Below are 13,184 nucleotides of genomic sequence, written 5' to 3' on the forward strand. Positions count from 1 at the left end.
CATTGTGGTCCCCCGAGCGGACCGCCCGCATCCGCCACACCCGGAACGCGGCGTGATCCCCCGCGCAGTGCCGTTGCCCACCCCCGTGAACGTCACGGTTCGGCATAGGGATGTTCTAGGTTGTCCCTGTATCCGCGGTGCACCGCTTTTCTCTTCCGCTCTCCGACTTCGTGCAAGGGGGACCCTCCAGTGATGTCACTCGGCAACTGGATCGCGGTGGGTGTCGCCGTCGCGGTCTCGGTGCTTCTGGTCACCGTGCTGCACTGGTTGCTGACCCACCAGTTGTCCAAGGTGTGGACCCTGGCCGAACACCTAGTCCGGCGCTGCCGCTACTCGGCCTACGCGGCGGCCTCGGTCCTGGGGGTGAACCTGGCGATCCCCGACGCGGACGGCTTCGAGAACCCCCGGTTCTGGTACCCGATCTTCCAGCACGGCATGCGCATCGCGATGATCGCCTCGCTGACCTGGCTCGGGTTGACCGTCGCCTACGCGATCACCGACATGGTGCTGGCGCGCCTGGCCGTGCACAACGGCGACGCCGACCGGCGCTCCCGCCGCCTGCAGACACAGGTGCGGCTGCTGCGGCGGGTCGCGGCCACCCTGCTGGGGCTGCTCGCGGTCGCGGCGATCCTGTTCACCTTCCCCGCCGTGGCCGCGCTCGGTGCCGGACTGCTGGCCTCCGCCGGTCTGATCGGCATCATCGCCGGTGTGGCGGCGCAGGCCACCCTGGGCAACCTGTTCGCCGGACTGCAGTTGGCGTTCAGCGACTCGCTGCGCATCAACGACGTGGTGGTCGTGGAGGGCGAGTGGGGGCGCGTCGAGGAGCTGACCCTCACCAACGTGACCGTGCGCGTCTGGGACGAACGCCGCCTGATCTTCCCCGTCTCCTACTTCACCACCAAGCCGTTCGAGAACTGGACCAAGCACGGCAGCAGCATCACCGGGGTGGTGATGCTGCGCGTCGACTGGGAGGTCCCGGTGGACCGGCTGCGCGCCGAGGTGGAGTCGTTCGTGACCGGCCACCCCCTGTGGGACGGCCGCAGCTGGGCGCTGGAGGTCACCGACGTGCTGGACTCGGGGCTGATCGAGCTGCGCGCCACGGTCAGCGCCGCCGACTCCAGCTCCCGCTGGACGCTCACGGTCCAGCTGCGCGAGCACATGCTCACCTACATCCGGGAGAACTTCCCCGAGGCGCTGCCGCGCAACCGCACCCAGTTCACCGGGATGGACGGTGAGGAGCAGCAGTACGCCGCGATGTGGCCCGCCTCGGCGTTCCGCCGCTCCTCCGCCGTCGCGTCCTCCGTGGGCGCGGAGCACGACGAGACCGACTGAGCCCGCCCCGAGAGGGCTCAGACCAGGATGATGTCGGTCCCCTCCACCTTCACCTCGAACGGCTCCAGCGGGTCGACGGCCGGCCCCTGGAGCACCTCTCCGTCGAGCCCGAACTTGCTGTGGTGGCACAGGCAGTGGATGTCGGTGGTGACCTCCTGGACGGTGCAGCCCCCGTGGGTGCACGACGCGCTGAACGCCCGGAACTGTCCCGGCTCGGGCTGGGTGATCACCAGCTTGGCGTCGATCAGCAGCAGTCCACCGCCCTCGGGGACGTCGGTGGTCTGCGCCACCACCTGTCCGCGCAGCGCGTCCTGTGGCTTGGGCGCGGTACTGCAGGCCGCGGCGGTGAGCGCCACCGCTCCCGCGGCCCCCGTACCCGCCAGCATCGTGCGGCGGCTCATCCGGCAGACGCGCGGTGACGGCTCCGTTGTCATGAGTAAGGCTCCCTGGAATGGTCGAACAGGACTACTACGCAATGTAGTACGGGTGCGGGAGTGGATCGCCGCAGGGTGGGGCCGCCGACTCAGTTCTGGCGCAGCACCACGGTCCGGACGATCTTGTCGTGGACGGCCTGCTGCTTGGGCAGGTCCCACAGCGGCCACAGCGCGAACGGCACCAGCCACAGTCCGTTGACCAGGACCTGCACCCACAGGGGCGTCCACACGACCAGGAACGGGAGCCAGTAGAGCGCGGCGCGGACCATGACCGCGTCGAGGGGGATCCGGTCCGGCCGTCCCGCCCCGGGGTCGGGCACCACCACGATCTTGACGATCATCTTGCCCGGGGTGCGCCCCCAGACACGCAGGCAGACCGCGTCGTAGGCCGCGCAGACCAGGAACCCGCACACGCTGGCGAAGATCATGGCGCCGGTGTCCGCCCCCTCCAGGGTCCGGCCCGCCAGCACCGCGAAGAAGAGCCAGAACAGCCAGGCGAAGAACAGGACCGTGCCCAGCGGGATGCTCACGAACAAGGAGTCGAGCAGGCGGGCCAGGGCCCGCTGGCCCCACGAGGCCGGACGGTACGGTCCCGCCCCGGGAGGCGGAACGGGCGCTGGGAACGTGCCGCCCGGCTGGGGCGGTGGCACCGGCCACTGCCCGGGGCCGCGCGTCACGGTCGTTCGGGGGTCCCACGGCGGGGGGTGGGTCATGGGGGAGGCCTCCGGGGTCGGTGCGGACACCGCGCAGCGCCCCGGAGCGCGGGCCGGGGCGCTGCGCGGGATTCCGCTGTGCATTCGTCCGCTGCCGATCCTACGGAGGGGCTGCCGTCGGGGGCAGCCTCCGTCCGCCCCGTCCCGCCGATGTGGCCCACAGTGGCCACGGCCGGCCGCCCCGGTGGGCCGGGAACCGTCCTAGTTGAGGATCTTGCGGAGGAACTGCCCGGTGTGGCTCTGCGGATGCTCGGCGATCTCCTCGGGCGTGCCGGTCGCCACCACCGTGCCGCCGCGCGCTCCCCCCTCGGGCCCCATGTCGATGAGGTGGTCGGCGGTCTTGATGACGTCGAGGTTGTGCTCGATGACGATGACGGTGTTGCCCGCGTCCACCAGCCGCCCCAGCACGTGCAGCAGCTTCTCGATGTCGGCGAAGTGCAGGCCCGTGGTGGGCTCGTCCAGGATGTAGACGGTGCGTCCGGTGGAGCGGCGCTGCAGTTCGGTGGCGAGCTTCACCCGCTGGGCCTCGCCCCCCGACAGGGTCGTGGCGGGCTGCCCCAGCCGCACGTAGCCCAGTCCGACGTCGTTGAGGGTCTGCATGTGGCGGCGGATGGCGTTGATCGGCTCGAAGAACTCCAACGCCTCCTCGATCGGCATGTCCAGCACGTCGGCGATGCTCTTGCCCTTGTAGTGCACGTCGAGGGTCTCCCGGTTGTACCGGGCGCCGTGGCAGACCTCGCAGGGCACGTAGACGTCCGGGAGGAACTGCATCTCGATCTTGATGGTTCCGTCGCCCGCGCACGCCTCGCAGCGGCCGCCCTTGACGTTGAAGGAGAACCGGCCGGGCTGGTATCCGCGCACCTTCGCCTCGGTGGTCTGCGCGAACAGTTTGCGGATGTGGTCGAACACGCCGGTGTAGGTGGCCGGGTTGGAGCGCGGGGTGCGTCCGATGGGGCTCTGGTCGACGTGCACGACCTTGTCGACCTGGTGCACGCCGTTGATCCGGGTGTGCCGCCCGGGCACGTCGCGCGCCCCGTGCAGCTCCTTGGCCAGCGCCTTGTACAGGATCTCGTTGACCAGCGTGGACTTGCCGGACCCGGACACCCCGGTGACGGCGGTGAACACGCCCAGCGGGAAGGCGACGTCCAGGTCGCGCAGGTTGTTCTCGCGCGCGCCCCTGACCACGAGCTGCCGTTTGGGGTCGCGGGGCCGCCGCTTCGCGGGCACCTCGATGGCCCGCCGTCCCGACAGGTACTGGCCGGTGATCGACTCGGGGCTGTCCAGCAGCTTCTGGACCGGTCCGGAGACCACGACCCGGCCGCCGTGCTCGCCCGCCCCGGGGCCGATGTCGACCACCCAGTCCGCGGAGCGGATGGTGTCCTCGTCGTGCTCCACGACGATCAGGGTGTTGCCGATGTCCCGCAGCCGCTGCAGGGTCTCCAACAGCCGGAAGTTGTCGCGCTGGTGCAGCCCGATGGACGGCTCGTCCAGCACGTAGAGCACCCCGACCAGGCCCGACCCGATCTGGGTGGCCAGCCGGATGCGCTGTGCCTCACCGCCGGACAGCGTCGCGGAGGCACGGCCGAGGCTGAGGTAGTCCAGGCCCACGTCCAGCAGGAAGCCGAGCCGGGCGTTGATCTCCTTGAGCACCTGGGCGGCGATGGCCCGGTCCCGTTCGGACAGCTCCAGTGAGGCGAGGAAGTCCGCGCACTCGCTCAACGGCATCGCGCTGACCTCGGCGATGGAGCGTCCGCCGACGGTCACCGCCAGCACCTCCGGCTTGAGCCGGCTGCCCTGGCAGGCGGGGCAGGGCACCACCCGCATGTAGCCTTCGAGCCGCTCGCGCACGAAGTCGCTGTCGCTCTCGCTGTGGCGGCGGCGCACCCAGTTGAGCACGCCCTCGAAGTCGGTGTAGTAGGAGCGCTGCCGCCCGTAGCGGTTGCGGTAGCTGACGTGCACCTGGGTGTCGTAGCCGGTGAGCAGGGCCCGGCGCGCCTTCCTCGGCAGCTTCTCCCACGGGGTGTCCAGGTCGAAGCCCATCGCCTCGCCCAGGGCCTGCATGAGCCGGATGAAGTACTCGCTGGGGCTGCCGCCGCTCCACGGCGCGATGGCGCCCTCGGCGAGGGTCCGCTCTGGGTCGGGCACCACCAGGTCGGGGTCGACCTCCAGGCGGGTGCCCAGCCCGGTGCACTCGGGGCAGGCGCCGTAGGGCGAGTTGAAGGAGAAGGACCGCGGCTCCAACTCCTCGAAGGACAGGTCGTCGTAGGGGCAGTACAGGTGCTCGGAGTAGACCCGCTCCCGCCCGGGGTCGTCGGCGGGCAGGTCCACGAACTCCAGCAGGATGGTGCCGCCCGCCAACTGCAGCGCGGTCTCCACCGAGTCGGTGAGCCGCTTGGCCGCCGAGGCCTTCACGCTGAGCCGGTCGACGACGACGGCGATGTCGTGCGTCTCGTACCGCTTGAGTTCGGGAGCCTCGTCCAGCCGCACCAGTTCGCCGTCCACCCGCGCCCGGGTGAAGCCCTTGGCCTGCAGGCTCTGGAACAGCTCGGAGTACTCCCCCTTGCGTCCGCGCACCACGGGCGCCAGCACCTGGAAGCGGGTGCCCTCGTCCAGTTCCATCACCCGGTCCACGATCTGCTGCGGGGTCTGCCGGGCGATCTCGCGTCCGCAGCGGGGGCAGTGCGGCCTGCCGACCCGCGCCCACAGCAGCCTCAGGTAGTCGTACACCTCGGTGATGGTGCCGACCGTGGAGCGCGGGTTGCGGCTGGTGGACTTCTGGTCGATGGACACCGCCGGGGACAGGCCCTCGATGAAGTCGACGTCGGGCTTGTCCATCTGGCCGAGGAACTGGCGGGCGTAGGCCGACAGCGACTCCACGTAGCGGCGCTGCCCCTCGGCGAAGACCGTGTCGAAGGCCAGCGAGGACTTGCCCGAACCGGACAGTCCGGTGAACACGATCATCGCGTCACGGGGCAGGTCCAGGGAGACGTTCTTGAGGTTGTGCTCGCGGGCCCCGCGGATCACCAGACGATCGGCCATGTCTCTTCGCGCGCGGCCCCCGGGTCGCCCCGGGCACCGGTGCGCTCCGTCCTTCCTCGTCGAGGGGTGTGCGTCGTACCGCGGCGGTGTGCGCCGCAGGAGTTCCGATGGCGCCGCGCCGCCCGGCGGAGTGCGGTGGAGCGACGGCTGCCTCCCCGCGCGGCGGCACCGCTGCCGGGGGCTCTGCCCACGGTAACCAGTGGGGTCCCGGCCGCATTCCGACCGGGACCCCATTCTATGGGTACGCCTGTTCGATTTTTGCGCTTCCAGGAAATCCGCGCCACGTCACTCGCCGGGCGCGATGCTGTCGGTGCGGGCCTTCAGCTTCCTGGCGTCGCTGCGGGCCTTCAGCACACTGGCGACGACCGTGACCGTCATCACGCCGAGGATGACGCCCAACGACAGGCCGGTGCCGACCTCGGGGACGTGCACGCCGTTCTCGTGCAGCGCGTGCAGCAGCATCTTGACCCCGATGAACACCATGATCGCGGCCAGCCCCCAGCTGATGTAGGCCAGCTTGTCCATGAGCCCGGCCAGCAGGAAGTACAGCACCCGCAGGCCCAGCAGCGCGAAGGCGTTGGCGGTGAACACCAGGTAGGCGTCCTGGGTGAGGCCGAAGATCGCCGGGATCGAGTCGACCGCGAAGACCAGGTCGGTGACGCCGATGGCGACGATAACCATGAGCATCGGGGTGACGTGGCGGCGTCCGTCGATCCGCACGGTCAGCCGGGAGCCGTGGTAGCCGTCGGTGACCGGCCAGACCTTGCGGAGCATGCGCACCGCGAAGCTCTCGGTGTAGTCGGTCTCCTCCTCCTCGGACCCCTTGACGTTGTCCCGGACGATCTTGACCGCGGTGTAGATGAGGAAGGCGCCGAACAGGTAGAAGACCTCGCTCCAAGCGTTGATGGCCTGCGCGCCGACGACGATGAAGACGCCGCGCATGGCCAGCGCCAGCACGATGCCGATCAGCAGCACCTCGTGCTGGTACTTCTTGGGCACCGCGAAGGAGGTGAGGATCAGGTAGAAGACGAAGAGGTTGTCGACGCTGAGGCTCTTCTCCGTGACGTACCCGGCGAAGTACTCACCGGCCCTGTCCCAGCCGGCGAAGTACCAGATACCCAGCCCGAAGACCACGGCCAGGGCGATGTAGAAGGCCGACCACCAGGCGGCCTCCTTCATGGAGAACTCTTTGGGCTCGCGTTTCTTGCTCCACGGGTGGTCGACGATCGCGAGGTCGACGGCCAGGATGGCGACGATACCGACGATGGTCGCCAGCCAGACCCACAGGGACACGTCCATTCGGGGATCCTTCTCTCCGGTTGCGGTGGCCGCTGCTGTCTGCGGACACGACAGGAACCGGAGGTCTCTCCCGTCCACGAGCCACCCGGGTGTGGACCGACGGCACCGGGAACGCTCCGTTGCGTTCCGTGATGACGACACCGCCGCGAAGGGATACTCCCCTACCGAATGGTACAACGAGACGAAGTGGCGAAAATTCCGCCTGCTCTCGGCACCGGAGTCCATCATGCCACCGCTGTCGGGCGCGGAGAACCACCGCCTCCGACATTTCTGCCCTCCTGGCGGGTGAGCCTAGCCTCACCGCGGCCCGTCCCGGTCCACGAGCTCCGTGTAGTAGCCGATGACCTGGTCGACCTCGGCCCCGGGCCGCGGCAGCACGGCCGCCGCGGCCCGGGAGCGCAGCCGCATCCGCTCGGCGAGCGCGCCGTCGTCCAGCACCCGCGCGACCCCCTCCGCCAGCGCGGCGGCGTCCCCGGCGGGGACCAGCACCGCGGCGTCCCCCACCAGGTCCGCCACACCCCCCACGTCGGTGGCCACCACGGGCGCTCCGGCGCGCAGCGCCTCCTGCACCACCAGCGGCTGCCCCTCCCACACGCTGGCCAGGACGAACACGTCGGCCGCGGCGAGCAGGTCGGCGACGTCGCCGCGGTTGCCCAGCAGCCGCACCGGCAGGCCCTCCGCGGCGATCCGCGCGGAAAGCTGTCCGCGCAGCGGTCCCTCCCCCGCGACCACCACCAGCGGCGGCGGGGTGCGCCGCGCCCAGGTCCGGGCCGCGTCCAGCAGCACCGGCAGCCCCTTCTGCTCGGCCAGCCGGGCCACCGTCACCAGCAGCGACCGCTCCGGCTCCACCCCCAGAGCGGCACGCACCTGCGCCGGCTCCCGACCGGGGGGCGCGGCGGGTGGGGCGGGCACCAGCGCCCGCCCCACCCGCCGCGCCCCTCGCGCGCGCGACCGCTCCACCAGGTCGCCGGAGACTCCCAGCACCAGGTCCGCGCGCCACGCCAGCACCCGTTCCAACACCCCGAACAGCCACGCGCCGCCGCCCGCGGGGGGCGCGTTGTGCAAGGTGGCCACCAGCGGCGCGGACGGGTCGCTCAGCGCCGCCAGCGCCCCCGCGCGCACCCCGTGGGCGTGCACCACGTCGGCGCCCCTCAGCAGGGCACGCAGCCGCAGCAGGGCCGCGGCGTCACCGAGCGGCCGGGGCCGGTCGGCCACCTCCAGCTCGGCGAACCGCGCCCCCGCCCCGGTGAAGTCGAACCGCTCCTCGGTGGCCGCCGGGCCGACCACCGCCACCCGGTGTCCCCGTCCGGCCAGTCCGCGGCACAGCGACCGCACGTGACTGCCCACTCCTCCGCTGCTGGTCGCCAGGACCAGCGCGATCCGCAACCCGTTCACCCCGTTGTCCTTTCCGTGGTGTCCGCCGCGCCGATGCGGCGGGTCAGCACCGCGCGCAGCGCGGCGGCGTCGACCGCGGCCACCGCCGTCCCGTGGCCCAGCACCGCGGCGGCCCCGCCGAGCAGCGCCGCGGTCGCGGCGGCCACCGCGGAGTCGGCGGGCAGCAGCGCGGCTACACCCGTCCCGCATCCGTAGCCCACCGCCGCCCCCAGCGTGCACGCCGCGGCGGTGCGGCCGAGCGAGGCGAACGCGGCCCGCCCCCGGACGCGCAGCACCGCGGCCCCCAGCAGCACCGCCCCCGTCCCCAGGCCCAGGGACGTGCCCGCGCCCAGCGCGGCCACCGTCTGCTCCGGCGGGCACAGCACCACCGCGGCCGCGGAGGTACCCGCCGCCACCGCCCACCCCGCGACCTGCGCCGCCGCCGCCAGGCGTCCCCGGTGCACGGCGTACAGGGCACGGCTGAGCAGCGCCGCCACCCCGAAGGCGACCACCCCGGGGGCGTAGGCGGGCAGCGCCGCTGCCAACACGTCGGCCTGTTCGTCGGCGAACAGCCGGGCCAGCGGCGCAGCCGCCGCGGCGAGCGCCACCGCGGCCCCGCTGACCGCGATGAGGCAGGCGCGCGTCCCCACCGCCAGGACCCGGTCGTAGCCGGCCCGGTCCCGCTGCCCGTGGTATTCCGCCAGCGCGGTGAAGGCGCTGGTGGCGATGGGCACGGCGACCACGCCGTAGGGCAGGGTGAACAGCGCCCAGGCGTAGCTGTAGAGCACCCCGGTCCCCCCGCCGCCGCCGTGGTTGGCCAGCCACATCGACACCAGCAGGGTCACCTGCATGGCGATCAGCGGCAGCAGCGCGGCCACCGCCAGGGACCGCGCCCGCGCCCCCACCCCCGGGGGGAAGGACAGGGTCGGCCGCAGCCCCAGCCGCATCCGCAGCACCGGCACCAGCGCGGTGAGGAACAGCGCGGCCACGCCGGCGGTGGTGCCCGCGGACAGGACGAGTTCGGCCGCGGTGGACAGCGCGTGGGCGTCGGTGGCGTCGGAGCGCAGCGGCACGAACGCCAGGTAGGCGCAGACGACGACGAGGCTGGAGACCAGCGGGGCCAGTGCCGGGGCGAGGAAGCGCCGGTGCGCCTGCAGGACCCCGTACAGCACCGCGGCCAGACCGTAGAACAGCACCTGGGGCGCGAAAACCGCCAGGAAGCGCGCGGCGAGTGCGAGCAGTTCGGCGCCGCCGCACTCCCGCGTCCCGGCGAGCAGCGCCACCGCGACCGGCTTCGCGGCCACGGCGAGCAGCGTCCCCAGCGGCACGGCCGCGACCACCACCCAGGTGACGAGCGCCGAGGCGGTACGGCGTACGTGGTCGGTGTCGCCCCGGCGGGCCGCGTCGGCCAGCAGCGGCACGACCATCCCCGACAGCGCACCGCCGATGACGATCTCGTACAGCACGGTCGGCACCTGGTTGGCGGTGACGTAGGCGGTGCCCAGGCAGTTCTCCCCGACCGTCTGCGCGAACACGACGGTCCGGCCGAACCCGGCGACGCGCGCGACGACGGTGACGGCACCGATGAGCACCGCGGCCCCCGCCACGGAGATGCCCGCCCGCCGCGCCCGGACCACCGCCGGTCCGCTCCCCCGTGCCGTTCGGCCGCGTCGTCCCCGGGCGGGTCGCCCGCTGCGACGCCGACCCCGTCCCGTCCCGGTCAACCGGACTGCGGAAGCGGAGCGGGCTCGGCCGCGCGGCGGGGCGGGGCCGGCCGGCACCCCCACTCGTCGAGGCGCCGCAGCGGCGGGGTGACCGCGATGACCCTGGTGAAGCTCACGTACTCGCTGGCCGCGGTCAGCCCGGCCACTCCGGCGAGCAGGCCGAGGCGCACCCGCCGCGGGCACGCGGCCGCGGCGGCCAGGCCCAGCAGCGCCCCCAGGGCGTTGGCGCCCGCGTCTCCGAGCATCGCGCGCTCCCGCAGGTCCTCGGGGAGCAGCGCGCCGGTCGCCCCCAGCGCCGCCGCGGCGACCGGCGCGGCACCGGGGTGCGCCAGCGCCGACGCCCCCGCCAGCAGGGCCACCTTGGCCGCGCGTCCCGGTCGCAGGTCGAACAGGTTGAGCAGGTTGGCGCCGCCCGCGATGAGCGCACCGTTGACCAGCACGTCCACCGGGTCGCGGGTCAGGGTCGCGGCGGCCGCCAGCCCGCTCGCGCCGATGCCCGCGACCTTGACCGCCCCGGTGGTCACGCGGCCGCGCGCCAGTGCGCCCAGGTGTCCCCGGAACCCCCGGGAGGCTCCCGAGCCGTACAGGTCGTCATAGGCGCCGAAGGCCGCGGCGCCGCATCCGGCGAGCACGGCCGCCCCGCGCAGCGCGGGCCGTGTTCCGGGGGCGAGGGCGGCGCCCGCGCAGGCGCCGACCGCCAGGGCGGGCCCCTCCAGCAGGGTGACCCGCTCGCCGCGGTAGTTGAGGCGGTTCCACCGGGCCTGGCCGGCGCCCCACCGGTCGGTCAGCGCCGTGTACAGGCCGCGGGCGACGGCCGCGCCCACTCCCGCGGCGAGCACGGTCCCCCACACGGGCCGTCGCGGGGACGGCGGTGCGGACCGGCGGTGCGGACCGGGACGGAACAGGACGGACGGAAAACGGAAGGACATGGTTCGGACTCGCTAGGACTCGTCGTCGGCGGCGACGTCTTCGGCGGAGACGCCGGTCGAGGGCGTGGGTGTCGGATCGGGTCGGGGGTCCGGCAGGACCGCGGGCAGGAAGCCGTCGACGCCCGCACCGACCCCGTAGTGGCCGTCGCGCCCCTCGGCGGCCAGGGCCAGCGCCAGCACGGTGACGATGTCTCCCGCGGTGGTGCCCGCGGTGTCGACGGTGGTGAACCGGGCCTTCTCGGCGCGCGCCTGCCGGATGATCCCGGTGGGGCCGTCCGCGTCCGGTGCGCCGGCCAGGACGGTGGCGGCACCGGCCCGCTTCAGGGCGCGCGCCAGGGCCAGCACGGTCGCGTTGGCGGGCGGGGTGGCCGTGTCGTTCCCCTCCTGGTCGGCGACGAGCGCGAACGGTTCGGCCGGGGCCAGCAGCAGGGCCGCGTCGGCGCCCGACGCGGGCTCGCCGTGGACGGCGAGCAGGCCGGACTCGACGTATCCGGCGAGGAGCTCCGCGGGGTCGAAGCCGTCGGGGGACTCGTCCCCGTCGGCGGTGAGGACCGCCTGCGCGATCTCGGCGCCGGCCCGCTCGTAGGGGGTGCCGCGGGGCACCTTCAGGTCCTCGCTCCACCGGTCGGCGACCTCGTCGACGTGGTCGGCCTCCCCGGGGTCGAGGTACCGGTCGGTGAGGGTGATGCGGCCGACGACCGTTCCCCCGGCGTGCCGCAGCCGTTCCATGATCGCGTCGCGGACGGCGGCGTCCACCCCGGACGGCTCCACCACCACGATCCGCGTGTCGGCGAGTCGGCGCTCCAGCATCGCCGTCTCGTAGGCGGTGATGAGCTGGGCGGTGCCCGCGTTGAACTGGTCGGCCAGGTCCTTGTCGGTGCGCAGCCGCTCGCTCTGCTCGCGCAGTTGCGCCGTCTCCGCCTTGAGCGTGTGCAGCAGCGGGTCCTGCAGCATGGTGGTGCCCAGCACGATGCCGACGGTGAGCGCCAGGAAGATCGCGACGGTGGAGACCAGGTGGTAGCGGAAGTCGATCACGCGAAGAGCCCCGTGAGCCAGTAGTAGAACGCGTCCCACCGCGCGGCGAGGAAGGTCAGGTAGACCTGTCCGGCCGGGGAGCAGTAGGCCGCGACGACGATGGTGAGCAGACTGGCCGCCACGAGCAGCAGCAGCGTCCACGGCGAGATGCGGCTGCGGTAGAGGCGGCTGACGCCCTTGGCGTCGACGAGTTTGCCGCCGACCCGCAGGCGGGTGAGGAAGGTGCTGGCCATTCCCGCGCGCCCCTTGTCCAGGAACTCTTCGAGGGTGGCGTGGGTGCCGACGGCGACGATGAGCGCGGCGCCGGCGTCGTCGGCGAGCATCATCGCCACGTCCTCGCTGGTTCCGGTGGCCGGGAAGACCACGGCCTCGTACCCCAGTTCGGTGAGGCGCCGCAGGCCCGGCGCCCGCCCGTCCCGGTAGGCGTGCACCACCAGTTCCGCCCCGCAGGCCAGGGCGCGGTCGGACACCGAGTCGAAGTCGCCGACGATGATGTCGGGCCGGTACCCGGCCTCCAGGAGCGCGTCGGCGCCGCCGTCCACCCCGATGATGACCGGGTGGTACTCGCGGATGTAGGGGCGCAGCGCCGCCAGGTCCTCCCGGTAGTGGTAGCCGCGCACCACGATCAGGACGTGGCGGCCCTCGATCGGCGTGGCGATGTCGGGGACGCCGACCCCCTCCAGCAGCAGCGTCCGCTCGCGTTTGAGGTACTCCATGGTGTTGGCGGCGAACGCCTCCAGTTGGACGGCGAGTCCGGCGCGCGCCTCGACCATGGCCGCCCGGACCGACTCGGCGTCCTGTTCGACGCCCTTGGCCACCACCGTGTCGCCGCGCATGAGGGCGCCGCCCTCCAGGCGCAGCCGCTCGCCCTCGTCGATCCGGGCGAAGACTTCCGGCCCCACCTCGTCGACCAGGGGGATTCCCGCCTCGACGATGAGTTGCGGGCCCAGGTTGGGATAGCGGCCGCTGATGCTCCTGGCGGCGTTCACCACGGCCGAGACCCCGCACTCCACGAGGGCCTCGGCGCTGACGCGGTCGAGGTCGACGTGGTCGATGACCGCGATGTCGCCGGGTCTGAGCCGTTTGGTGAGGTTCTTGGTGCGGCGGTCGGCCCGGACCGGGGCGCTCACGCCGGCCACCCCGTTGGGCCTGGCGCGACGGAGCCTGGGAAGTCGCGCGCTCAGCGCGGTCGGAACCTTCATCGCCCGCATACTGCCACGGAAAGCGAAACCCCGGTGACAGGAAGTGACGTATCGGCGTGTCGGCGCGCCGCCGGACACCCCCTTGCCCCCGGGCGGGCCCCGC

The 13,184-nt window shown here is 72.9% G+C and carries 10 protein-coding genes; 1 reads left to right on the forward strand and 9 read right to left on the reverse strand.

The features are described from left to right. Positions 1–192: 192 nt before the first annotated feature. Complete coding sequence (locus FOF52_RS09980) at positions 193–1,332, forward strand: mechanosensitive ion channel family protein (RefSeq protein WP_248593542.1); 1,140 nt, start codon at positions 193–195, stop codon at positions 1,330–1,332. Positions 1,333–1,349: 17 nt separating this feature from the next. Here FOF52_RS09980 and FOF52_RS09985 read toward each other — a convergent pair whose 3' ends face one another. From FOF52_RS09985 to steA, 9 genes are all read right to left on the reverse strand, one after another. Further along, on the reverse strand, positions 1,350–1,733 hold the full coding sequence (locus FOF52_RS09985) for a Rieske (2Fe-2S) protein (RefSeq protein WP_248593817.1): 384 nt from the start codon (positions 1,731–1,733) through the stop codon (positions 1,350–1,352). A 122-nt stretch (positions 1,734–1,855) separates the two neighbouring features. Then, positions 1,856–2,563 carry an RDD family protein gene (locus FOF52_RS09990; protein ID WP_341849803.1) on the reverse strand — a complete coding sequence of 236 codons (708 nt, stop codon included), beginning with the start codon at positions 2,561–2,563 and terminating at the stop codon, positions 1,856–1,858. A 117-nt stretch (positions 2,564–2,680) separates the two neighbouring features. Continuing rightward, complete coding sequence (uvrA, locus tag FOF52_RS09995) at positions 2,681–5,518, reverse strand: excinuclease ABC subunit UvrA (RefSeq protein WP_248593544.1); 2,838 nt, start codon at positions 5,516–5,518, stop codon at positions 2,681–2,683. Positions 5,519–5,803: 285 nt separating this feature from the next. Further along, positions 5,804–6,817, reverse strand: coding sequence for a TerC family protein (locus FOF52_RS10000; RefSeq protein WP_248593545.1), 1,014 nt, complete (start codon positions 6,815–6,817; stop codon positions 5,804–5,806). A 297-nt stretch (positions 6,818–7,114) separates the two neighbouring features. Beyond that, positions 7,115–8,212: a glycosyltransferase family 4 protein gene (locus FOF52_RS10005; protein WP_248593546.1), complete on the reverse strand. Its 1,098-nt coding sequence runs from the start codon at positions 8,210–8,212 to the stop codon at positions 7,115–7,117. Next, the gene (gene murJ, locus FOF52_RS10010) at positions 8,209–9,828 is read right to left on the reverse strand and encodes a murein biosynthesis integral membrane protein MurJ (protein WP_248593547.1); all 1,620 of its coding nucleotides are present in this window, start codon (positions 9,826–9,828) and stop codon (positions 8,209–8,211) included. The genes FOF52_RS10005 and murJ overlap by 4 nt, the downstream gene beginning before the upstream one ends. Positions 9,829–9,911: 83 nt before the next feature. After that, positions 9,912–10,754, reverse strand: a complete 843-nt coding sequence (locus FOF52_RS10015; protein ID WP_248593548.1) for a hypothetical protein — start codon at positions 10,752–10,754, stop codon at positions 9,912–9,914. A gap of 102 nt (positions 10,755–10,856) precedes the next feature. Then, positions 10,857–11,879, reverse strand: a complete 1,023-nt coding sequence (locus tag FOF52_RS10020; RefSeq protein ID WP_248593549.1) for a copper transporter — start codon at positions 11,877–11,879, stop codon at positions 10,857–10,859. Beyond that, positions 11,876–13,081 carry a putative cytokinetic ring protein SteA gene (gene steA / locus FOF52_RS10025; protein WP_248593550.1) on the reverse strand — a complete coding sequence of 402 codons (1,206 nt, stop codon included), beginning with the start codon at positions 13,079–13,081 and terminating at the stop codon, positions 11,876–11,878. Before steA ends, FOF52_RS10020 begins: the two co-directional genes overlap by 4 nt. Positions 13,082–13,184 lie beyond the last annotated feature (103 nt).

The organism is Thermobifida alba (assembly GCF_023208015.1).
In the GTDB taxonomy this organism is placed as follows: Bacteria; Actinomycetota; Actinomycetes; order Streptosporangiales; family Streptosporangiaceae; genus Thermobifida; species Thermobifida alba.

What these genes read in the sequence shown, in the direction of transcription:
- uvrA (WP_248593544.1), bottom strand. Translation starts at nt 5,518, where the DNA reads ATGGCCGATCGTCTGGTGATCCGCGGGGCCCGCGAGCACAACCTCAAG.
- FOF52_RS09980 (WP_248593542.1), top strand. Translation starts at nt 193, where the DNA reads ATGTCACTCGGCAACTGGATCGCGGTGGGTGTCGCCGTCGCGGTCTCG.
- FOF52_RS09990 (WP_341849803.1), bottom strand. Translation starts at nt 2,563, where the DNA reads ATGCACAGCGGAATCCCGCGCAGCGCCCCGGCCCGCGCTCCGGGGCGC.
- FOF52_RS10000 (WP_248593545.1), bottom strand. Translation starts at nt 6,817, where the DNA reads ATGGACGTGTCCCTGTGGGTCTGGCTGGCGACCATCGTCGGTATCGTC.
- FOF52_RS09985 (WP_248593817.1), bottom strand. Translation starts at nt 1,733, where the DNA reads ATGAGCCGCCGCACGATGCTGGCGGGTACGGGGGCCGCGGGAGCGGTG.
- steA (WP_248593550.1), bottom strand. Translation starts at nt 13,081, where the DNA reads ATGAAGGTTCCGACCGCGCTGAGCGCGCGACTTCCCAGGCTCCGTCGC.